This is a genomic window from Dysosmobacter segnis, from assembly GCF_014297285.1.
Taxonomy (GTDB): domain Bacteria; phylum Bacillota; class Clostridia; order Oscillospirales; family Oscillospiraceae; genus Oscillibacter; species Oscillibacter segnis.
This window is the reverse complement of record NZ_JACOQI010000001.1, coordinates 328,496-351,015: the sequence shown is the minus strand read 5'-3', so window position 1 is coordinate 351,015 and position 22,520 is coordinate 328,496. Positions and strand designations below refer to the sequence as shown.

Below are 22,520 nucleotides of genomic sequence, written 5' to 3'. Positions count from 1 at the left end.
AACACCCCGTCAGCCGCAATGCGGCTGACGGGGTTCACTTTACTTTCAGCAGGGGTTGCTGAACAGCTCCCGGCAATGCTCCGCCAGCAGCGCCGCCGTCCGTTCAATCCCCAACCGTGCGCTGTTGATGCAGATGTCGTAATTCTCCGGCAGGCCCCAGGGGCGGCCGGTATAATGCGTATAATACTTCTCCCGCTGGGCGTCGGTCTTTTCCACCAGTGCCCGGGCGGCCTTTTCGTCCAGATTTTCCAGTTCCATCCGGTGATGGACCCGCCACTCAAAGGGAGCGCAGATAAACAGGCTCAGGCAATCCACATCCTGCCCCGTCAGCACAAGATCCGCGCAGCGGCCCACGATGAGGCAGTCCTCCTTCTCCGCCAGTTCCCGGATGATCTCGCTCTGCATCTGAAAGAGCACATCCTCCGCCGACTGCCCCTGCTTGACCTTGGGGCCGCCCTGATAGAAGGCCTTGAACAGCCAGGGGTTGCCGGCCTTTTCATCCTTATCGGCGAATAGCTCCTCCCCTACCTCGGCCCGCTCCGCCGCCAGCTTCAGCAGTTCCCGGTCATAGTAGGCAAGCCCCAGAGACTCACTGAGCTTCCGTCCGATCTCGCGGCCGCCGCTGCCAAACTGTCGGCCCAATGCGATCACATGCTTTTTCATAGGAACACACCCTCCTCGTTTTCTATGCGTATACAGCGGCAGGAGCCTTCAGCCGAAGGGCCACACCGCGAATATAGTCCTGAAACATCATATCGATCCGCCGGGTCAGCTCCTCCGGTGTCTGGGTCAACTCTCCCCGGAGCCAGCTCTCCACCGCCCCTGCCATCATAATGGTCACCAGGCAGATCACCACTTCCACCTCCGGCGAATAGGCCGACAGGCCGTTTTCTTCCGCCGTCTGCCGGACGGCCCGGTCCACGATGCTGCTGACATCCGCCTCCAGCAGCTGTTTCAAAGATTCCTTGCCCAGAGAGTCCAGCGCGCAGAGGCAGACCGCCCGATTCTGATTGATATATTGGAACAGATGCAGAAAGCCGTTCTGCCAGGGGGACACGCCCTGTTGCTGCTGCAAAAGCTCCAGCGCTTCCTTTTCAAAGGTCCAGCGCAGCAGATCGTAAATGTCCGTAAAATAATAGTAGAAATGCTGCCGCCGCATCCCGCAGGTATCCATGATCTCCGCCACGGTGATCCGTTCCAGTGGCTTTTGGGTCATGAGCTGCTTCAGCGCACCGCTGATGGCCTGACAAGTGGTCTCGGAGGTTTTATACCTTTTTCCCATCTTACAGCCCCATTCCGTTAAGTTCTGTTAAGAGTATAGCACAGGTCAAGGGGGCTGTCATTGTTCATTTACAGGCGGTTTGCATAGATTTTAAAAGTTTTTTCAGGCTCTGTCCAGTCAAAAACTGGAAAATCGCAGAATTCTGACAAATGACCGAATTTGACTGTTGCAATTCCAAATGTCCGCGGATATGATACAAGTGATTTCATGTGAATGTGCTGTTGAAACGCGCCATAGAAAGGGGACTCCCATGAGCGACCAGCCGAAAAAAAGCAATTTTTTTGAAAAATTGGCCACGTTTATCGTGGATAAACGGAACCTGATCTTTTTTCTGTACGCCATTGCCATCATCGCCAGCCTGATCACCCAGAGCTGGGTAAAGGTCTGCGACGATCTGACCCAATATCTGCCGGAGACCACGGAAACCCGCCGGGGCCTGACGCTGATGGAGGATGAGATGAAGACCTATGGCACCGCCCGGATCATCGTGTCTCATGTGACGTATGAGATCGCACGGGATCTGGCGGATCAGATCGAAGATCTGAACAACATCTCCTCCGTGGACTTCTGGGACGCAGACAAGTCGGCGGATGATACCACCCTGCCCTCCGCTGCCAACAAGACCTATGAGGATTACATGCAGGGCGCCGACGCCCTCATCACCGTCACCTTCCGGGGTGAAAATGATGACCAGTCCGCCAAGGACGGTCTGGCCGCCGTGAAGGAACTGCTGGCCCCCTATGACACTTATATCTCTACCGATGTGGGCTACTCCAAATCCGAAACGCTGAATGAGGAAATGGGCATTATCTTAGTGGTGGCCGCGCTGGTCATCGTGCTGGTGCTGCTGCTGACCTCCCGTTCCTACGCCGAGGTGCCGGTGCTGTTGCTGACCTTTGTGGCGGCGGCGCTGCTGAACAAGGGCACCAACTTTATCTTCGGCGAGATCTCCTTCGTGTCCGACTCTGTGACGGTAGTGCTCCAGCTTGCGTTGGCCATCGACTACTCCATCATCCTGCTTCACCGCTTTCTGGAAGAGCGGGAACACGCCCCGGATGACCGGACGGCCTGCATCATCGCTGTCAGCGCCGCCATTCCCTCTATCTCCGCCAGCAGCCTGACCACCATTTCCGGTCTGGCCGCCATGATGTTCATGCAGTTCCGCATCGGCTTTGACCTGGGTCTGGTGCTCATCAAGGCCATCCTGCTGAGTATGCTGGCCGTGTTCACCCTGATGCCCGGACTGCTGATGCTCTTCTCCAAGGCGATGGAGCGGACCCGCCACAAGAACTTCATCCCCCAGATCGACCGCTGGGGCAAGCTGGTCTATGCCCTGCGTCATGTGGGCGTGCCCGTATTCATCGTGTGCGTGGTGGGAGGCTTCTTCCTCTCCAACCAGTGCCCCTATGTGTATGGCGACAACGCCGTCATGACCGTTCGCCGCAATGAGCATCAGGCAGCGACGGACCGGGTGGAAAAGGAATTCGGCACCCAGAATATCATGGCACTGGTGGTCCCCAAGGGGGACACCGCCAGTGAAAAGGCCGTTTTGAAGGAGCTGAGCGGACTGGACGAGGTGGATTATGCCATGGGCCTTTCCAATGTGGAGGCCAAGCCCGGCTACTTCCTCACCGACAAGCTGACGCCCCGGCAGTTCTCGGAGATGATGGGTCTTTCCTACGAGGAAGCCTGCATCCTCTACGCCGCCTATACAGCAGATCAGGAGGATAACTACGGCCCCATCGTGGGCGGCATCGACAGCTATACCGTATCCGCCATGGATATGATCCTCTTTATCTATCAGGAGAAGGAAAAGGGCTATGTGACGCTGGATGACGAGGATGAGCGGGAGATCAATGACGCCTATACGCAGATCACCGACGCCCAGGCCCAGATGCTGGGCCCCAACTACACCCGCATGGTCATGAACCTGAATCTGCCGGAGGAGGGGACCGACACCTTCGCCTTCCTGAAAACCGTTCACAGCATCGTGGAGAAATACTACGATGCCGACGATGTGTACTTAGTAGGCAACTCCACCAGTGACTACGATCAGTCCGTTTCCTTCGCCAGAGACAATGTGATGATCAGCGTCCTGTCCGTGGTGTTCGTGGTTCTGGTGCTGGTGTTCACCTTTATGTCCGTGGGTCTGCCCATTCTGCTGATCTTGGTCATTCAGGGCAGTATCTGGATCAACTTCACCTTCCCCACGGTGCTGCACACCAACATCTTCTTCATGAGCTATCTGATCGTTACCTCCATCCAGATGGGCGCGAATATCGACTACGCCATCGTCATTTCCACCTGGTATTCCGACCTCAAGACCCGGATGAGCCCCAGAGAGGCCCTGATCAAGGCGCTGGATCTCTCCTTCCCCACGGTACTGACCTCCGGCTCCATCCTGTCCGCTGCGGGCTTCCTCATCGGGCAGATCACCACGGAGCCGTCCATCGTAGGCATTGGCCAGTGCCTCAGCCGGGGCACGCTGATCTCCATGTTCCTGGTCATGTTTGTCCTGCCTCAGATTCTGGTGCTGGGTGACCGGATCGTGGAAAAGACCAGCTTCCAGGTAAAGCTCCCCGCAACACCCATCGCTTCTCAGCGTTTCTCCGGCACCACCTTTGTCAACGGCCGTGTCCGGGGGCGGATCTCCGGCTTTGTGGACGCGGAGATCCATGGCGTAGTCAAGGGCGACATTTCCGCCATCATGTCCTCCGGCAGCTATGATCTGCCGGAAGGCAGCGGCCAACCGCCCGAAGCAGGGGCGTCACCGGAGGATACACCGAACACGCCGCCTGCGGGTTCTGTCACCGGAAAGGAGGGGGACACCCAATGAAACACATTCAAAAATGGTCCGCCCTTCTCATGGCTGTGACCCTGCTGTTTACCCTGGCCGCTCCCGCCGCGCTGGCGGCCGAGAGCACCGTTACCATCAAAACTGCCGAGGATTTGGCCGAATTGTCCCGGAACTGCACGCTGGACACCTGGTCTCAGGGCAAGACCGTGATCCTGGAGAACGATCTTGACCTCCACGGTATTGACTTCACTCCGATTCCCACCTTCAGCGGCACATTCCAAGGCAACGGACACACCATCTCCGGCCTGACCCTTACCGGCAGCGGCAACGTCCGGGGTCTGTTCCGCTACATTCAAAACGGCGCCACCGTTCAGGATCTGACGGTCATGGGCACCATCCACCCCAATGGGCATCAGGATGAACTGGGCCTGCTGGCCGGCAGCAACGCCGGACGGCTCTTAAACTGCATCGCCTCCGGCACCGTCATGGGTGATAACCGCATCGGCGGTCTGGTAGGCGTCAATGAAACCGGCGGCGAGCTGGTGGGCTGTGCCTTCTCCGGCAGCATTACCGGCAAACATTCCACCGCCGGCGTGGTGGGCGAAAACCGCGGGACCCTGACCCGCTGTTCCAACAGCGGCAGCATCAACACCCACGATCTGGAAGACGATCCCAAGACCGACTATACAAATCTGGCCCAGCTGAACTCCATGGAAAACGTCCCGGCTTATACGGACGTCGGCGGTGTGGCAGGCTATTCCAAGGGCACCATCCAGAGCTGCTCCAACAGCGGCTCCGTGGGCTATGACCAGATCGGCTATAACATCGGTGGCATCGTCGGCCGCAGCACCGGCTGGCTGGATGGCTGCGTCAACACCGGCTCCGTCAGTGGGCGGAAGGACATGGGCGGCATCGTGGGCCAGCTGGAGCCGGAGGTCTTGCAGACCTTCAGCGAGGATTTCCTCGACAAGCTGCTGGCCCAGCTGGATACGCTTCAGGATATCATGGATCGTACCGCCAACCACGCTGACAGCATTTCCGACTCCGTCCACGCCCAGATGAGCGATCTCACCGGCAAGGTCCGGGACACCAAGGACATCGCCAAGGAACTGACCGATGCCATGACGGACTGGGCCAACGGCAACATTGACGAAATCAATGAACTTTCCGCTCGGATCTCTCAGGCGCTGGACGATCTGGCAGACATTCTGGATGACACAGGCAGTGCACTGGACGCATTGGACGCTCTGCTGGATACGCTGGAAAAAGTTCGGAAGGATCTGACCGGCGGCAATGACGCGGCAGAGGATTTTCAGAAAGCCCTTACCAATCTGCGGGATGCCCGGGATGCTGCCCGGGAGACCCATAAGGCAGTCACATCAGCAGCAAAAGATGTTCTGGATGCCATCATCAGCGGTAAGGATCCTCAGGAAGCTCTGGATCATCTGAAGGACGTACTGGGGAATTACAGCACCGCCCTCCGGTTGGTCGGCACCGCTCTGGAGCAGATGCGGCAGGCGCTGAATGCTCTGCCCGCAGATATTTCTCGGCTGAAAAAAGCGCTGGAGGATCTGGGGGATGTGGAGAACGCCGCCCACAAGGCCCTGAACCGACTGGATCAGGTGGTCCGCGGTCTGGAAGAACTGACGCGGAAGCAGGCTGACAAGCCTGAAATCAAAATAGATCCCATCGGATCTGATCTTACGGAAAAAGGCAGCCAGCTTCAAAACGCCATGGACGCCCTTCTGGACAGCGGTGAAGCTCTGAACCAACTGCTCAGTGACTCTGCCGACACCCTCATTGCCGACCTCAAGGCCATCAACAGCCAGTTCCGCTCCATTACGAATCTGATCCGCAGCGAAAAAAGTGACTGGAATCAGGATCAAAGCAAGAGCAAGGAGGATCAGATCCGGGATCATTTCCAGGACCTGTCCGATTCCTGCGACCCCGCCAAACAGCATGACGGCCGGATCTCCGCCTCTGAAAACAAAGGCGAGATCACCGGCAGCACAAATTTAGGCGGCATTGTGGGTTCCGTGGGAATTGAGATTGACTTCGATCCTGACGGCGATACGACCAAAGTCGGCAACTATTCTTTGGATTTCCACTACCAGACCCGCGCCCTTCTAACCGGCTGCACCAACAGCGGTACCATCACCGGTCGGAATGACTATGCCGGCGGCATCGTGGGACAGGCGTATATCGGTCAGATCACCGATTGCCAGAGCTACGGCGCCGTCTCCACCGACGGCAGCTATGTCGGCGGCATCGCGGGCCGCTCCGACAGCAGCATCCGCCTGAGCTGGGCCAAATGCACCCTTTCCGGTGAGGATTATGTGGGCGGCATCGCCGGTTATGGTAAAACGCTCTCCGACTGCCGCAGTCTCGTCACCGTGGACGGCGGCGCTTACACCGGTGCTATCGCGGGAGATGTGGACGAGGATGGCTCCGTGACCGGCTGCCTGTTCACCCACGAAACGCTGGGTGCCATTGACGGCATCAGCTACGCCGGGAAGGCAGAGCCCGCCGCCTTCGATGTTCTCTGCGCAGGAGACACTGTTCCCAAGACCTTCTCCCAGATGGAACTGACCTTCCGGGCGGACGGCAAGGTGGTAGTGGTAGTCCCCTTCCAGTACGGACGGGGGATCGACAGCCTGCCGGAGATCCCGGCGAAAAAGGGTTTCTCCGCTGTCTGGCCTGATCTGGACTATACCCATCTCACCGCCAGTCAGACACTGGATGCCGTCTACACACCTTACACCTCCTCCCTGACGGATGACACCCAGACCCTTCCCCAGATCCTGGTGGATGGCAGCTTCAGCAGCCGGGCCACCGTCAGCCACACTTCGGAACCTGTCTCCTGGACAGATGCGAAGGGCACCGCCCGCACCGGCACCGCCGTTACCGTCACGGTGGACGATCCGGATATGACCGCTATCTCCTACACGGTCCACTACCGGCTCCCGGAGGACGGCAAGCGCTATGACCTCTGGGTCAAGACGGAAAACGGCTGGGAAAAGCAGGACAGCACCGTGGACGGCAGCTATCTGCTGTTCACCTCCGACCGGGAAACCGTCACCTTCTGTGTGCAGGAGCGGACCGCCAGTCCTCTGCTGTGGGTCTTGCTGGCAGTTCTGATCCTTTTGGCTCTAATGCTGGTGGTGATCCGGATCCGCAAAAAGCGGGGCCGCCAAACCATACGGAGCCGCCTGCGGAAGGCCCGTCAGAAAAAATCGTAAATATCATAAGCAAGAAAAAACCGGACTGTGCGGCGCGCAGTCCGGTTTTTCTCGTCTCCCTCTCATAGATCCCGCCAAATGGGGCATACTGTTCGCATGACTTTCAGCTGGGAGGCATGGTATGAACAGCAAACGGATCGGCAGGCGAACAGTTGCGCTCCAGACACCGCCCTCAGTCCTCTCCTTTGCCAACATCGGCGGACGGATGGAGGGCCAGGGACCTTTGGCCAAATATTTCGACGAGCTGTGCGACGATTCCTTTTTCGGCGAAAAAACGTGGGAAAAGGCGGAGGCCACCATGCAGCGTCGGGTTTTACGGCGGGCGCTGGAGCAGGCGGGGCTGAAGCCGGGCGATGTGGACTATGTACTGGCGGGGGACCTGTTGAACCAGTGTATCGGCTCCTCCTTCGGTCTGCGGGAACTGGGCATCCCCTTTTTCGGCCTGTACGGGGCCTGCTCCACCATGGGCGAGGCACTGGCGTTGGCGTCGCTGCTCATTGACGGCGGCTTTGCGGAAACCGTCGCCGCCCAAGCAAGCTCCCACTTCTGCACCGCCGAGCGGCAGTACCGGATGCCAGTCCCCTATGGCAGCCAGCGCTCCCCTACCGCCCAGTGGACCGCCACCGCCGCCGGCTGCACCCTTCTCTCCGCCCAAGGGCCGGGGCCTTATATCACTCACGTCACCTGCGGGAAAATTGTGGATCAGGGTATCACCGATCCCAACAACATGGGGGCTGCCATGGCCCCCGCCGCCTATGACACTCTCCGGGCCTACTTTGCCGACACGCACACCGGCCCGGCGGATTATGATGCCATTTTCACCGGGGACTTAGGAGAGCTGGGTCACGAGATCGTAATGGACCTGTTTCGGCAAGACGGCGTGGACATGACCCGAAACTATGAGGACTGCGGCATGCTCCTCTATGACCGGGACCGACAGGATATGCACGCTGGCGGTTCCGGCTGCGGCTGCTCCGCGGCGGTATTCAACGGCTATCTTCTCACCGGCTTGAAACAGGGCCGCTGGCGGCGCATCCTGTTCGCCCCCACCGGGGCGCTGCTATCTCCCACTTCCAGTTTTCAGGGGGAGTCTATTCCCGGCATCTGCCATCTGGTGTGCGTCAGCACGGAAAGGTAGGGCGTATGGCATATCTTAACGCATTTCTCTGCGGCGGACTTCTCTGCGCTGTGGGGCAAATTCTGATTGACCGCACCCGGCTGACCCCCGCCCGTATTCTGACGGGCTATGTGGTCGCCGGCGTGTTCCTCAGTGCCGTGGGTCTGTATCAGCCATTGGCAGATTGGGGCGGAGCCGGGGCCACGGTGCCCCTGACGGGCTTTGGCCACGCGCTGGCCAAGGGCGTTGAAAAGGCGGTGGCGGAGCAGGGCTGGCTGGGTGTCCTCACTGGTGGTCTGTCTGCCACAGCAGGCGGCATCACCACAGCGGTAGTCTCCGCCGTGGTGATAGCCCTGATCTTCAAGCCGGGAGACAAGCGATAAGAAAACCGGGAGCGGCACAGCCACTCCCGGTTTTTCCCGCATTGTCCGCAAATTGTCACCGAATTGTTCTTCTTTTTCTGTCAAAAAACTGATATAATGAGACTTACATCTACGATTCGACAGAAAGGATCTGGTTTCTATGCGGCGTATCACCACGCTTTTCTTAGCTCTTTTACTGACCCTCTCCCTCACCGCCTGCGGCGGCACGGCCCAGCCGAACCCTCCCGCCCAGACCGGCGATGACGCTTCTCAGACGGAGACCCCCGACACCGCCCCGGAGCCTGCCGAGGAGCCGGAGGAACCCCAGCAGGAGCCATACGTCATCTCCTCCCCCACCGTTGACCGGGGCACCGTGGACGGCGTGACCTATGTACCGTGGGACGGCGTGGTGGAGCATCTGTTCTTCCACCCCATCGTGGCCTACCCGGAGCTGGCCTTTGACGGCGACAGTCAGGCCGACGGCATCGATGACTGGATGGTCACAGTGGACGAATATGACAAAATTCTCCAAAGCGTATATGACCGGGGCTATGTGCTGGTGGACATCAATGACGTATGGAGCGAAAGCACCGACGCCAACGGCCAGCCGGTGATGGTCCGGAACACCCTCTACATCCCGGAGGGCAAAAAGCCCCTGATCTTCTCCTATGACGATGTGAACTACTATGACTATATGCTCAAGGATGGCTTTACCTACAAGCTGATCCTGGGAGAGGACGGTCTCATCTGGAGCTATGGGCTAGACCCTCAGGGCAACGAGGTCATCTCTCAGGATCTGGACGCCGTGACTATTCTGGACAAGTTTGTCCGGGAGCACCCTGACTTTTCCCCCTTCGGCGCCAAGGGCAGCCTCAGCCTCACCGGCTATCAGGGGATCTTAGGCTACCGCACCAACACGGACACCAAGGTCTGGAATGATGAATTGGAGGCCAACCGTTTGAAGGAATGTGAGGCGGTGAAGCCCATCATCGCAGAACTGAAGCGCACCGGCTGGACCTTCGGCAGTCACACTTGGGGCCACATCAACCTTGCGTCCTCCTCGCTGGAACGGGTACAGGCGGACACCAAGCGCTGGATGGACGAGGTGGGCAGTCTGATCGGTCCCACCCCCATTCTCTATTATCCCCACGGCGCCCGGCCTGACGGGGACGACGTGAAGCAGACCGGCCCCATTTTTAAGTATTTGCAGGAGCAGGGCTTCCGGGTGTTCGCCTCCGTGGGCATCAGCTCCTACTCCAAAATCAAAACCGACATCTGCGCGGTGATCTGTGACCGGCTCCACCCGGATGGCACCACCCTCCGGGGCAGCGACAAGGTCATCGGCTGGTACAGCCAGTTCTACGATGCCAGAGACATCATCGACCTGGACGTGCGCCCCAACCGGGGCGTGAAGTGGACGCCGAAATCCGCGTCCTGACCGCGAAAAGGAGGCTTTATCCATGAGTCTTGACGAATTGAAGGCCGCAGCCGTGGCCATGCTGGACCGAGCCTATTGTCCCTACTCCCATTTCCCCGTGGGCGCCGCCGTGGAATGTACCGACGGCACGGTTTTCACCGGCTGCAACATTGAAAACGCCGTTTACCCCGTAGGCACCTGCGCCGAGCGCACCGCCATGGGGAAGGCCATCAGCGAAGGCCACCGGGACTTCGTCCGCATCGTCATCGCCGGACGCAGCGAGGACTATTGCTACCCCTGCGGCATGTGCCGCCAGTTTATGAAGGAGTTCGCCCCGGAGATGCAGGTCATCTGCCTCAACGGCAAGGGAGAAGCCAAAGAGCTGACCCTCCGGGAGTTGCTGCCCTACGGCTTTGACAGTACTTTCCTTCCGGGTGAGCAGTAATTCTTCGTAAAAACAATTTTAAACGAGGACAATAAAAGCAGGGCGCTGTGCGATGCACAGCGCCCTGCTTTTTCTGAATTTTTCAAACAGTGAGCTGATCAGCCCTGATTGCCGAAGTAGTAGTTGAAGATATCCCACGGATTACTGTAATAGCCATTGCCGCCGTTATAGGAGCCGTTGTTGGAATTGCTGTTATTGTTCTGGCTCTGCTGGGACTGGCTGTTGTTGTCCGTGGCCTGATCGGCAGGCACAGCGCCCCAGGTCACGGAGACCTCCTGCTGCTGGCCGCCCCGGTAGATGGTGAAGGTGGATTCGTCACCGGCGGAATACTTCTTCTTCAGGGCCACCAGCTCCTGATAGGAGTCCACATCCGTACCGTCGATCTTCATAATGACGTCGCCCATCTTCAACCCGGCCTTGTCAGCGGCGCTGCCCTCCTCCACGGAGTAGATGAACACGCCCTTGGTCACATCGTAGCGGTACTGAGCGGCCATCTGCTCATTCATGGTGCCAGGGGTGATGCCAAGATATGCCTTGTTGCTGACATAGCCGTTGGTCATGATATCCTGGATCATCGCCGCCACATCGTTGATGGGGATGGCAAAGCCCAGACCCTCCACGCTCTGGCTGGCGTAGCTGGAATACTTGGCGGACACGATACCCACCACCTCGCCGTACTCGTTGAACAGCGGGCCGCCGGAGTTGCCGGGGTTGATGGCGGCGGTGACCTGGATCATGTTGAAGGGGGTGCCGTCCACGTCAATGGCCCGGTTCACGGAGGAAGCGATGCCCTCGCTCATGGAGAAAGTCAGCTCACCCAGCGGGTTGCCGATGGCCAGCACGTGATCGCCCACGTTCAGGCTGTCGCTGTTGCCAAGAGTCACGTTGGGCAGATCGGTGGCCTCGATCTTGATGACGGCAATATCGTAGTCCTCGTCGCCGCCGATATACTGGGCGTCATAGCTGTCGCCATTATACAGCGTGACCTTCACGGTGTCCGCGTCGCCCACCACATGGTAGTTGGTGACGATGTAGCCGTCCGGCGTCAGGATGAAGCCGGAGCCGGCCCCGGCAGTCTGTGTGGTCTGGCCGAAGAAATTGGGGTCAGAGGTGGCGGTGATGTTGATGGACACCACGCTGTTGACGTTGGCGGCGTACAGTTCCGCGTCGGTCATGGGATTCTTGCCGTCCACGGTTTTCAGCTGGATCTCCGTGGGCTTGCGGTTGGAGACATTCACCTCTGTCGTATTGCTGCTGGAGCTGTTGCTTACCAGATAAGCGGTGCCGCCGCCTACCAGACCGCCCAGCAGGGCGCACACCAGCGCCAGAGACGCGATCTTCAGGCCCAGACGGTTCTTGCCGTTCTTGTGGGGCGTCTGCCCGCCCTGAGGCTGGGACTGATACACCGGCTGGGAGTTCTGAGTCTGCTGCTCCTGCTGCTGACGGTAGCTGTTGAGCTGCTCGTCCACGGTGGGCTGCTTGGCGTCATAGCGCTGGCCCGGCTCTGTGCCGTCCTTGCGATAGGTGTAGTGATACAGATTCTGTTCATCGTTATACATAAGTCAAACCTCCTTGAAAAGCGGGCGCTGATCTGCGTTCCGCCGGGAACTTCCTTAACTTTGATTGTAGTATAGGACCGAAAACTTAAAACTGTCTGAAAAAAATTTTAAACAAATGTGAACCTTATACATTTTTCTTTTTCCGTCCCTGTGGTACAATACAGCTATCAAAACAGGAGGTGCCGCCATGCTGCGCATCGAAAATCTGAAACTTTCCCCCGGCGGCGGTCCTTCCGCCCTGCGCAATGCCGTTCTTCACATTTTGCGGATCCCCGAAAAGGACCTGTTGGCGCTGCACATTCTCCGCCGCAGCATCGACGCCCGTGAGGGCGTCCGCATGGTCTACACCGTGGAGGTTGAGGCGGCGGACGAAGCTGCCGTGCTCCGCCGCTGCCGGGACAAGCACGTTTCCAAGGCGGCCCCCCGGCCTGTCTATCAGCTCCCGGAGCCTGTGACCCCGCCGGAAGTACCGCCGGTGGTGGTGGGTGCGGGACCTGCGGGCCTGTTTGCCGCGCTGGTACTGGCACGAGCAGGCGCACGGCCCATTCTGCTGGAGCGGGGCCGCCGCGTGGAGGACCGCACTGCCGATGTGGAGCGCTTCTGGTCCACCGGAGAGCTGGACCTCACCAGCAACGTTCAGTTCGGAGAGGGCGGCGCCGGGGCCTTTTCCGACGGCAAGCTGAACACCGGCACTAAGGACCTCCGGCACCGCTTTATTCTGGAGGAACTGGTCCGCTGCGGTGCGCCGGAGGAGATCCTCTATGACGCAAAACCCCATGTTGGTACCGACTATCTCCACATCGCCCTGAAAAACCTGCGGCGGGAGCTGCTGGACTTGGGTGCGGACATCCGGTTTGAAAGTCAGCTGACAGATTTAGACATCCGGGACGGGGCCTTGCATGGTATCACCGTCACCGGCCCGGAGGGGACCTACACGCTGCCCTGCCGGCAGTTGATCCTCTGCCCCGGCCACTCCGCCCGGGACACCTTTGAGATGCTCCACCGCCGGGGCGTCCCCATGGAGGCCAAGCCCTTTGCCGTGGGCGTCCGCATCGAGCAGCGGCAGTCTGACTGCGACGCCGCCCAATACAAGCAGTACGCCGGACACCCCGGTCTGCCTGCCTCCACCTATAAATTAAGCTGCCACCTGTCCAACGGACGGGGGGTGTTCTCCTTCTGCGTCTGCCCCGGCGGACAGGTGGTGGCCGCCGCGTCGGAGGAACACCGGGTGGTGACCAACGGCATGAGCGAATTTGCCCGTGACAAAGAGAACATCAACGGCGCTCTGCTGGTGAACGTCACCCCGGAGGATTTCGGTGGGGACAGCCCCTTGGCGGGTATCGCCTTCCAGCGGGATTTGGAAGCCGCCGCTTATCAGGCAGGACAAGGGAATTACCTTGCCCCCGCCCAGCGGGTGGAGGACTTCCTTGTCAAGCGTCCCTCCACAGGGCCGGGCCGGGTCATTCCCAGTTACCGCCCCGGCGTTACATGGACGAACCTCTGGGACTGTCTGCCGGACTTCGTGGCGGCATCCATTGCGGAGGCGCTGCCTATCCTGGGCCGGAAGTTGAAGGGCTATGACCAGAGTGACGCGGTGCTCACCGCCGTGGAAAGCCGCAGTTCTTCCCCGGTGCGTCTGCTGCGGAATAACGATCGCCAGTCCACCATTCAGGGGCTTTACCCCTGCGGCGAGGGCGGCGGCTGGGCCGGGGGCATCCTCTCCGCCGCTGCGGACGGGATGCGCTGTGGAGAAGAGATCTGCAAGCTTCTGTAAAGTATAACTCTATAACAGGATCAGGAGGTCAGCCATGAACAATTTCACTTTTTACGCCCCGACCATGTTTGCCTTTGGCCAAGGGGAAGCCAGCCGCGTGGGTGCGCTGGTCCGTCAGTTCGGCGGCAGCAAGGTCCTTCTGGTGGCAGGCGGTGGTTCCGTAAAGAAAAATGGAGCCTATGACGCTGTTGCCGCCTCTCTGAAAGAGGCCGGATTTCCCTGGTGTGAGCTATGGGGTGTTCAGGCCAATCCCCGCAGTGGCAAGGTGTATGAAGGCATTGATCTTGCCCGGACAGAGGGGGTGGACTTCCTGCTGGCCATCGGCGGCGGCAGCGTCATCGACACCGCCAAGGCCATTGGCATGGGCATCCCCTATGACGGGGACTTCTGGGACCTGTTCACCGGCACGGCCAAAATTGAACGCACTTTGCCGGTGGGCACAGTTTTGACCATCTCCGCCGCTGGCAGCGAAGGCTCCGACAGCTGTGTCATCACGCAGGAGGACGGCAATCTGAAATGGGGCTGCCCCAAAACAGACCTCATCCGGCCCAAATTCTCCGTGTTGGACCCCACCTACACCTATTCCCTGCCGGATTATCAGCTGGCCTGCGGTGCGGTGGATATGCTGGCCCACCTGTGCGAGCGCTATTTCACCAACACGCCGGACGTAGCCCTCACCGACCGGCTGTGCGAGGCCGTGATGAAAACCATTGTGGACGCCGCCCCCAAGGCGCTGGCGGATCACAGTGACTACGCCTCCCATGCGGACCTCATGTGGGCGGGAATGCTGGCCCACAACAATTCCTGCGGCATCGGCCGGGATCAGGACTGGGCCAGCCACCAGATTGAGCACGAGCTGTCCGCCTTCTATGACTGCGCCCACGGCGCGGGGCTTGCGGTGGTGATGCCCGCCTGGATGGAATACGTCTGCGGCCATGATGTCATGCGTTTTGCCCGGTTCGCCGTCAACGTATTCGGTTGTGAAATGGATTTCGCCCATCCGGAGCGCACGGCGCAAGCTGGCATCCGCCGTCTGCGGGACTTCTTCCGCACTTTGGGTATGCCCGCCACGCTGGAGGAAGTAGGCGGCAGGGCGGAGGACATTCCTGCCATGGTAGCCCATCGGTGCGAAAAGCCCAACGGCTTCCCCTTCGGCGGCTTCGTCAAGATTCAGGTAGTGGATATGGAAGCGATCCTCCGCCGCTGCGCCAACTGACCGCGCCGCCGCAAATCTCACTTGGAACAGCAAAACTCCCCCAAGGAACGATTCCTTGGGGGAGTTTTTCGACGGTTTATTACTTTGCGTATTCGACACACTTCGTCTCGCGGATGAGATTGACCTTGATCTGGCCGGGATATTCCATCTCTTCCTCGATCTTCTTGGCCAGGTCACGGGCCAGAATCACCATCTGATCCTCGTTGACCTGCTCGGGCTTCACCATGACACGGACCTCGCGGCCGGCCTGAATGGCATATGCCTTCTCAACACCCTGGAAGGAGGTGGCGATGCTCTCAAGCTGCTCCAGCCGCTTGATGTAGTTCTCCAGATTCTCGCGCCGGGCGCCGGGGCGGGCCGCAGAAATAGCGTCCGCCGCCTGCACCAGACAGGCCACGATGGTCCGGGGCTCTACATCGTTGTGGTGGGCCTCGATGGCGTGGATGATCTCTTCCTTCTCCTTGTACTTCCGGGCGAATTCCACGCCCAGCTGCACATGGGTGCCCTCCATCTCGTGATCGATGGACTTGCCCAGATCGTGAAGCAGACCGGCCCGCTTGGCAGTCTGCACATCGGCGCCCAGCTCGGCGGCCATCATGCCGGCAATGTGGGACACCTCGATGGAGTGCTGCAAAACGTTCTGGCCATAGCTGGTGCGGTAATGGAGACGGCCCAACATCTTCACCAACTCGGGGTGGAGGTTGCGGATGCCGCACTCGAACATGGCGCGCTCGCCCTCGGCCTTGATGGTGGCCTCCACCTCACGGCGGGCCTTCTCCACCATTTCCTCGATATGGGTGGGATGGATACGGCCGTCAGCGATCAGCTTTTCCAGTGCCAGCCGGGCGATCTCCCGGCGGACCGGCTCGAAGCAGGAGACGGTGATGGCCTCCGGTGTATCGTCGATGATGAGATCCACACCGGTCAGAGTCTCGATGGTGCGGATGTTGCGGCCCTCGCGGCCGATGATGCGGCCTTTCATCTCGTCATTGGGCAGGGGAACCACACTGACGGTCAGCTCAGCCACGGAGTCGGCTGCGCAGCGCTGGATGGCCTGAGCCACCACTTCGCGGGCGCGGGTCTCGCATTCCTCTTTCATCCGGGACTCCACCTCTTTGATCTTGAGGGCAGTCTCGTGGGTCACTTCGCTCTCCACCTGCTGAATGAGGTATTCCTTGGCCTCGTCAGCGGTGAAGCCGGAGATCTTTTCCAGCATAGCCGTCTGGCTCTGCTTGATGGTGCGGATCTCCTCCTGTTCCTTCTCCATGGCCGCGTGCTTCTGGGCCAGAGATTCTTCCTTCTTCTCAATGGTCTCCAGCTTGCGGTCCAGATTTTCTTCCTTCTGCTGCAAACGGTTTTCCTGCCGCTGCAGATCGGCTCTGCGGGACTTTTCTTCCTTCTCGTAATCAGTACGGCTTTTCAGGATCTCCTCCTTGGCTTCCAGCAGCGCTTCCTTCTTTTTGCTCTCGGCGTTGCGGATTGCTTCGTTGACGATGCGCCGACCTTCTTCTTCGGCGCTGGAGATCTCTTTTTCAGATACTTTTTTGCGATAAAGGAAGCCACCTGCAAAGCCGCCGGCTAAGGCAACAATGACTATAATCGCGGTCAGCATAAACTGTGACTCCTTCCTTTGACTTTGGCGAAAAATGCCATAAAATTCACCGTCCGTCCCACCAGTCAGCGGGCCGGTACGGTTCAGAACACAAACAGGCGGACACCCCTTTTGCCGCCTATAATGATCCCTATATAGTTTAATCAGAAGGCGTAGTTATGTCAAGTCATTTGCTGCAAATTTTGACCGGATCAGCTTTTCCCCCGCAGCCGGTCCGCTTTTCTCCCTATACGTCGATATAGGCTGCTGCGGCGTATCCCACCTGATCTCCGTATTGCACCACATACCATCCATTCCACTCGCCGTAAACCGTCACCTCCGCGCCGTTTGGCAGGTTGGCGATCACCGTACCGGCGGGGGATGGCGTGCTGCGGAGATTCAGTGTGCCGTAGCTCAGGCGGACCGTTCCCCGTTTCGGGTCCATGGGCTGGATGAAGGGCAGGCCGAAGTACTCCGTCAGGGCCCGGACCAGCTGCTGGGCGATGGCCTCCACATGGCCCTCGATCCACAGGGCGTCGGAATAGTTGTCATGGTAGCCGATCTCTACCAGCACCGCCGGGAACCGGGACCGGGACACCTCTCCCAGTGCGGTGGTAGGGCGGGTGGTGACCTTGTCGGGCAGCGGGTAGATCTCCCGCAGATTTTTGGCGATCAGCTCCGCTCCCCGCTGCCCGCCAGCGCTGCCGGGATAGTAAAAGGCGATAATGCCCCGGGCGGAGGTCTGGGCGGAGCCGTTTCCGATGGCGTTGGAGTGCAGTGCCAGATAGAAGTCATAATAGCCGCTGTTGGCCTCCCGGATGGCGGCCCCCGCCGAGGTGTCCGGATCGTTGCGGCGATAGCGGATGCCGTTGGACCGCAGATACGGCTCCATGGCGTCCACGATCCGGTTCATCCAGTATTCCTCGCTGCCGCTGCCGGTGACATAAGGGTTCCAGTCCTGAGTGGACGGACTTAAAAACACAATGGGCATCAGAGTTCCCTCCCATACAGATGATGAATGTGCAGAGATTTTTGTTATGGTGAAATTCTGTCTGTTTCATGGTATGGCGTTTTCCCCGGAATTGTGCTATACTGGCCCGGAAATCAAGCCTAAAAGGAGCACAGCTTATGAAAATAGAGCGTGGCTATCCCACTTATACCGTCACCCCCAAGGCGGAAAACGCCATCGTCAAGGGGCATCCCTGGGTGTATGATGCAGAGATCCTGAACATAGAAGGTGAAACGGCCAACGGCGGACTGGTGGATGTCATCAGCAAGAAGGGCCGCTATCTGGGCACCGGTTTTTTGTCCCAGCAGTCCAAGATCCGTGTGCGGCTCATCTCCCGGAACGCCAACGACCGCTTTGACGAAGCCTTCTGGCGGCGGAAACTGCAATGGGCGTGGGACTACCGGAAGTCCGTCATGGACCCGGCGGATCTGGACGCCTGCCGGGTGATCTTTGGCGAGGCGGACGCCTTCCCCGGCCTGACGGTGGATAAGTTCCATGATCTGCTCAGTGTGCAGGTGCTGTCCGTTGGCATGGAGAATTTACAGGACCTTCTGCTCCCCGCTCTGGTGGACATTCTCCGGCAGGACGGCCAGCCCATCCGGGGCGTATTCCTGCGGAACGACGTGGCTCTCCGGGCAAAGGAAGGTCTTCCGCAGGGCAAGGGCTGGTATCCCCTCCCCGGCGAAACACCCCCGGACAGTCCGGTGGTGGAGATCGTGGAAAACGGGGTCAAATATCTGGTAGACGTAGAAAACGGCCAGAAAACCGGCTTTTTCTTGGATCAAAAGTACAACCGGCGGGCGGTGGGCCGTCTGGCGGCGGGAAAAACCGTTCTGGACTGCTTCACTCACACCGGCTCCTTCGCCCTGAATGCCGCGCTGGGCGGCGCGGCCCATGTGACGGCAGTGGATGTGTCGGAATCCGCCGTGGAGATGGCCCGGGCCAATGCAGAGCGCAACTGCGTATCCGACGTTATGGACTGCGTGGCGGCCAATGTCTTTGACCTGCTGCCCCAGCTGGAAAAGGAACCGATGAAGTATGACTTCATCATTCTGGACCCCCCGGCCTTCACGAAAAGCCGGAAAACCGTGGCCAATGCCATCACCGGCTACAAGGAGATCAACTACCGGGCCATGAAGCTGCTGCCCCGGGGCGGGTACTTGGCCACCTGCTCCTGCTCCCACTTCGCCACAGCGGAGAAATTTGAGGCCATGCTCCGCTCCGCCGCTCACGATGCCGGGGTACAGCTGCGGCAGATCGAATCCCGGCAGCAGAGCTGCGACCATCCCATCCTCTGGGGCGTGGACGAAACGGATTATCTGAAGTTTTATCTATTCCAAGTTGTATAAATTCTGTCGAATATTGCGAAAAGGACTCGGATACTGATGCATCCGAGTCCTTTTTCTCTGCCCCTAAAATAGCGCCCCGGTGCCAAAGTGATATGCTCCCTCTATGAGAGACAGTGAAAAAACAAACTGTCAAACATGGAGGGAGCATTGTTATGTCGGAAAGAAAAAAACAGAAACCAGAAGAGAAAGTAAAAATCGTCAAGAGATATCTGGCCGGAGAGGTAAGCATGAGCGAAGCGGTCACAGAGGCCGGCGTGAATTGGAAAACACTTCAAAAGTGGGTCATGCAGTACGAGGCAGAGGGCGCGGCGGCCTTCCTGCCGGGCAGGCGGGAGCACATATACAGTCCGGAATTAAAGTTGCAGGCGGTACAGGAGTATTTGTCCGGAAAAGGAAGTCAGGCAGAGCTCAGCAAAAAATATGGATTACGGGACAGAAGGCAGCTCCAAAACTGGCTGAAGGTGTATAATGCTCATGGAGATTTCAACTCCAGAAAGAATTCCGGAGGAGGAAGCTACATGAAGCAGGGACGGGACACCACGCAGGAAGAGCGCATTCAGATCGTCAAGGACTGTCTGGCCAGTGGAAAAAACTACGGCGAGATGGCTCTAAAATACAAAGTAAGCTACCAACAGGTACGCACTTGGACGCTGCGGTTTGAGGAGATGGGAGAGGCCGGTCTGGAGGACCGGCGCGGAAAGCGAAAGAAAGACCAGAAGCCCAGAACCGAGCTGGAGAAAGCGCAAATCGAAATTGAACAGCTCAAGCACAAGCTGTATTTGGCGGAAATGGAGCGTGACCTGCTAAAAAAATTGGACGAGATTGAGAGGAGAGATGCCTTTCGGAAGTGAGACAGCGCCATATCTATGCCGCGATCCGGGAAGCGCACACTGAAAAGGGATATTCCATTGAACTGGCCTGTGAACTGCTCCATGTGGCACGCTCGGCCTACCACAGATGGGCTTCCGGCAAGCTGAGCCGGCGGGCCGCGGAGAACGAACATCTCGCGGATACGATCGAGAAGATCCATGAGGAAAGTCCGGATAAGGGTTACCGGAGACTCAATGACGACCTGCGTCATGACCACGGTATCCACGTCAATGACAAGCGGGTGCTCCGCATCTGCCGGGCCAGAGATATCCGTTCCACGATCAAGTGCAACAACCATGGCTGCATGCGGCGGGCGAAGAACCCGCAGTATCTTGCCGAAAACCTTTTGGACAGGCAGTTTTATGCCGCAAAGCCCAATGAGAAGTGGCTCACCGATGTGACCGAATTCAAGTGGTTTGAGGGTATGAAGGTACAAAAACTCTATCTGAGCGCCATTCTCGACCTTTGCGACCGGCGCATCGTGTCCTATGTGCTCAGCGAACGCAATGACAATCCGTTGGTTTTCAAGACCTTTGATAAGGCTGTGAAAGCCAATCCGGACGCGCATCCCCTGTTCCATAGTGACAGAGGATTCCAATACACCAACCGCGCTTTCCACAACAAGCTCGTGCAGGCAGGCATGACGCAGAGCATGTCCCGCGTGGCGCATTGCATCGATAACGGCCCGATGGAGGGCTTCTGGGGCATCCTGAAGCGGGAACGCTATTACGGCAGACGGTTTACCTGCAAGCGGGAGCTTGTGCAGATGATTGAGACCTATATCCATTATTACAACACCAGACGGGTGCAGCGTAATCTGGGCGTGTTGACCCCGATGGAAAAGCACGAGCTCGCCCTCGCCGCATAAAAAGCGGCCAGCAGCACATGGCTGTCGGCCGGAAAAACTTTATATTTTTTCACTGGGTCCTCGGCCCGGTGTAAAATTTTGTGTAAGCGATTTTCGACAAAGTCAAGAATGGCGCTGGAAAGCAGGGCGGATTCTGGCCTGAATCCCTTGATTACCGAAAGCCATGGCGGTCAGAGCGGTATGCGCGCGGGCACGGCGTGAATGCCAGCCTGGCCGCTGTGGCATACTAGGACAAGGGAGTCAGCCAACGGCTCGGTCTGCGAACATGATCTCCAGCTGGCTGAGCACCAGATCCCAGTTCTGGTATCTGGCGTGCCAGTGCTTCACGATGCGCTGTGAGGCCAGATACAGCATCCGGCGCAGGGAGTCGTCGTTCGTGAAGGAGGGCTTGTTCTTCGTGATCTGCCGGAACTGGCGATTCAGGCCCTCGATGATGTTCGTCGTGTATATGATTTTCCGAATCTCAACGGGGTATTCGAAGAATGTGCTTAAAACTGGCCAGTTTTCCTCCCAGCTTTTCACGCAGGAGGGGTACTGCTTACGCCAGGCCTCCGCAAAGGCCTGCAGGTTTTTCTCGGCTTCTTCCAGCGTAACGGCACTGTAGATCTTTTTCAGATCCGCAACGACTTTCTTGATGTCTTTGTAGCTGACATATCTGGTGGAACTGCGCACCTGGTGGACGATGCAGCGCTGCAGCCGACTTTTTGGGAAGACGGCCTCAATAGCCTGCATCATCCCACACAGGCCGTCCGTGCAGAACAGATATACATCCAAAACGCCCCTGCTTTTGAGATCATTCAGCACATTCAACCAGAATTTGCTGTTTTCATGCTCTCCGATCCAGACTCCCAGGATGTCCTTTCTGCCATCCATGGTGACACCCAGCACCACATAGGCTGCTTTGGTCACGTACCGCCGGTCTTCCCGAACCTTATAGTGAATGGCGTCCATGAACACGAACGGATACACCGGCTCCAGCGGACGGTTCTGCCAGGCTGTGACCTCCGGCATGATCTTTTCGCTGATCTTCGTTACCAGCTCCGGAGAGATCTCCACGCCGTACAGTTCCTTGACCTGCTCAGCGATATCCCGCTGGCTCATACCGCAGGCGTACAGCGCCAGGATCTTATCCTCCATCCCGTCTGCATTCCGGTCATACTTGCCGATGATCTTAGGCTCGAAGGAGCCGTTCCGGTCCCGGGGCACCTTGATGTCCACCTCACCCAGCTGGGTCTTGACGGTCTTCTTCGTGTAGCCGTTGCGGTAGTTTCTGGGGGCTCCCTCCGGCTCGTCTGAGCGCTCACAGCGCTCTCGACCAAGCTCCTCGTCCATCTCTACTTCCATGACGGTCTGGATGACGTCCCGGAACATTTCCTTCATGGCCTCCATGATTTCCGTCGTGCTGGTGAAGTGCTGGCTCTGAACATATCCCTTCAACAAATCCTGTGGTACTGGCTGCATAATCTTCGTCTCCTTCGTCTTGAATGTTTGTTCTCATTCTTGACTTAATCGAAGATTTTCATACTGTCGAGGATCGCCGATTACACAGAATTTTCTGCGGTCTCCTGTCCTCTTGACGGGGTGCGGTTCAAAGGGCACCGGGGCGCTGCTTTTTCAATTGGTTT

At 58.4% G+C, this 22,520-nt stretch carries 17 protein-coding genes; 11 read left to right on the top strand and 6 right to left on the bottom strand.

Annotation, left to right across the window (positions count from 1 at the left end; all coding sequences use genetic code 11):
* Positions 1–45: 45 nt before the first annotated feature.
* Both H8Z83_RS01725 and H8Z83_RS01720 read right to left on the bottom strand, forming a co-directional pair.
* Complete coding sequence (locus tag H8Z83_RS01725; protein ID WP_187013456.1) at positions 46–663, bottom strand: cytidylate kinase-like family protein; 618 nt, start codon at positions 661–663, stop codon at positions 46–48.
* Between the two features lie 22 nt (positions 664–685).
* Positions 686–1,282, bottom strand: a complete 597-nt coding sequence (locus H8Z83_RS01720) for a TetR/AcrR family transcriptional regulator C-terminal domain-containing protein (RefSeq protein WP_187013455.1) — start codon at positions 1,280–1,282, stop codon at positions 686–688.
* Between the two features lie 250 nt (positions 1,283–1,532).
* Here H8Z83_RS01720 and H8Z83_RS01715 point away from each other — a divergent pair, with 250 nt between their 5' ends.
* The 6 genes from H8Z83_RS01715 to cdd all read left to right on the top strand — a co-directional run bounded on the left by H8Z83_RS01715 (position 1,533) and on the right by cdd (position 10,659).
* Positions 1,533–4,118 carry an efflux RND transporter permease subunit gene (locus tag H8Z83_RS01715; RefSeq protein ID WP_187013454.1) on the top strand — a complete coding sequence of 862 codons (2,586 nt, stop codon included), beginning with the start codon at positions 1,533–1,535 and terminating at the stop codon, positions 4,116–4,118.
* Complete coding sequence (locus tag H8Z83_RS01710) at positions 4,115–7,318, top strand: coiled-coil domain-containing protein (protein ID WP_187013453.1); 3,204 nt, start codon at positions 4,115–4,117, stop codon at positions 7,316–7,318. The genes H8Z83_RS01715 and H8Z83_RS01710 overlap by 4 nt, the downstream gene beginning before the upstream one ends.
* Before the next feature lie 121 nt (positions 7,319–7,439).
* Positions 7,440–8,456 (top strand): stage V sporulation protein AD, encoded by a 1,017-nt coding sequence (gene spoVAD / locus H8Z83_RS01705; RefSeq protein WP_187013452.1) that lies wholly within the window; start codon positions 7,440–7,442, stop codon positions 8,454–8,456.
* A 5-nt stretch (positions 8,457–8,461) separates the two neighbouring features.
* Complete coding sequence (gene spoVAE, locus H8Z83_RS01700) at positions 8,462–8,818, top strand: stage V sporulation protein AE (protein WP_187013451.1); 357 nt, start codon at positions 8,462–8,464, stop codon at positions 8,816–8,818.
* A 139-nt stretch (positions 8,819–8,957) separates the two neighbouring features.
* Positions 8,958–10,235, top strand: a complete 1,278-nt coding sequence (locus H8Z83_RS01695) for a polysaccharide deacetylase family protein (RefSeq protein ID WP_187013450.1) — start codon at positions 8,958–8,960, stop codon at positions 10,233–10,235.
* A 22-nt stretch (positions 10,236–10,257) separates the two neighbouring features.
* Complete coding sequence (gene cdd, locus H8Z83_RS01690; RefSeq protein WP_187013449.1) at positions 10,258–10,659, top strand: cytidine deaminase; 402 nt, start codon at positions 10,258–10,260, stop codon at positions 10,657–10,659.
* 98 nt (positions 10,660–10,757) lie between these two features.
* On the opposite strand, the gene H8Z83_RS01685 is transcribed toward cdd, so the two are convergent.
* Positions 10,758–12,218 (bottom strand): S1C family serine protease, encoded by a 1,461-nt coding sequence (locus H8Z83_RS01685; RefSeq protein ID WP_187013448.1) that lies wholly within the window; start codon positions 12,216–12,218, stop codon positions 10,758–10,760.
* 187 nt (positions 12,219–12,405) lie between these two features.
* Between H8Z83_RS01685 and H8Z83_RS01680 the strand changes: the two genes are divergently transcribed.
* Together H8Z83_RS01680 and H8Z83_RS01675 are read left to right on the top strand one after the other, a co-directional pair.
* Positions 12,406–13,992 carry an NAD(P)/FAD-dependent oxidoreductase gene (locus tag H8Z83_RS01680; RefSeq protein ID WP_187013447.1) on the top strand — a complete coding sequence of 529 codons (1,587 nt, stop codon included), beginning with the start codon at positions 12,406–12,408 and terminating at the stop codon, positions 13,990–13,992.
* 34 nt (positions 13,993–14,026) lie between these two features.
* A complete protein-coding gene (locus H8Z83_RS01675; RefSeq protein WP_187013446.1) occupies positions 14,027–15,208 on the top strand; it encodes an iron-containing alcohol dehydrogenase in 1,182 nt (393 codons plus the stop codon).
* 79 nt (positions 15,209–15,287) lie between these two features.
* Here H8Z83_RS01675 and rny read toward each other — a convergent pair whose 3' ends face one another.
* Both rny and H8Z83_RS01665 read right to left on the bottom strand, forming a co-directional pair.
* Positions 15,288–16,820, bottom strand: a complete 1,533-nt coding sequence (gene rny / locus H8Z83_RS01670) for a ribonuclease Y (RefSeq protein WP_187013445.1) — start codon at positions 16,818–16,820, stop codon at positions 15,288–15,290.
* Positions 16,821–17,046: 226 nt separating this feature from the next.
* On the bottom strand, positions 17,047–17,790 hold the full coding sequence (locus H8Z83_RS01665) for an N-acetylmuramoyl-L-alanine amidase (RefSeq protein WP_187013444.1): 744 nt from the start codon (positions 17,788–17,790) through the stop codon (positions 17,047–17,049).
* Positions 17,791–17,927: 137 nt separating this feature from the next.
* Between H8Z83_RS01665 and H8Z83_RS01660 the strand changes: the two genes are divergently transcribed.
* The 3 genes from H8Z83_RS01660 to H8Z83_RS01650 all read left to right on the top strand — a co-directional run bounded on the left by H8Z83_RS01660 (position 17,928) and on the right by H8Z83_RS01650 (position 20,895).
* The gene (locus H8Z83_RS01660; RefSeq protein WP_187013443.1) at positions 17,928–19,157 is read left to right on the top strand and encodes a class I SAM-dependent rRNA methyltransferase; all 1,230 of its coding nucleotides are present in this window, start codon (positions 17,928–17,930) and stop codon (positions 19,155–19,157) included.
* 152 nt (positions 19,158–19,309) lie between these two features.
* The gene (locus H8Z83_RS01655; protein WP_187013442.1) at positions 19,310–20,008 is read left to right on the top strand and encodes a helix-turn-helix domain-containing protein; all 699 of its coding nucleotides are present in this window, start codon (positions 19,310–19,312) and stop codon (positions 20,006–20,008) included.
* Positions 20,005–20,895 (top strand): IS3 family transposase, encoded by an 891-nt coding sequence (locus H8Z83_RS01650; RefSeq protein ID WP_187013441.1) that lies wholly within the window; start codon positions 20,005–20,007, stop codon positions 20,893–20,895. The genes H8Z83_RS01655 and H8Z83_RS01650 overlap by 4 nt, the downstream gene beginning before the upstream one ends.
* A 240-nt stretch (positions 20,896–21,135) precedes the next feature.
* Here H8Z83_RS01650 and H8Z83_RS01645 read toward each other — a convergent pair whose 3' ends face one another.
* Positions 21,136–22,356 carry an IS256 family transposase gene (locus H8Z83_RS01645; RefSeq protein WP_187013440.1) on the bottom strand — a complete coding sequence of 407 codons (1,221 nt, stop codon included), beginning with the start codon at positions 22,354–22,356 and terminating at the stop codon, positions 21,136–21,138.
* Positions 22,357–22,520: the final 164 nt, after the last annotated feature.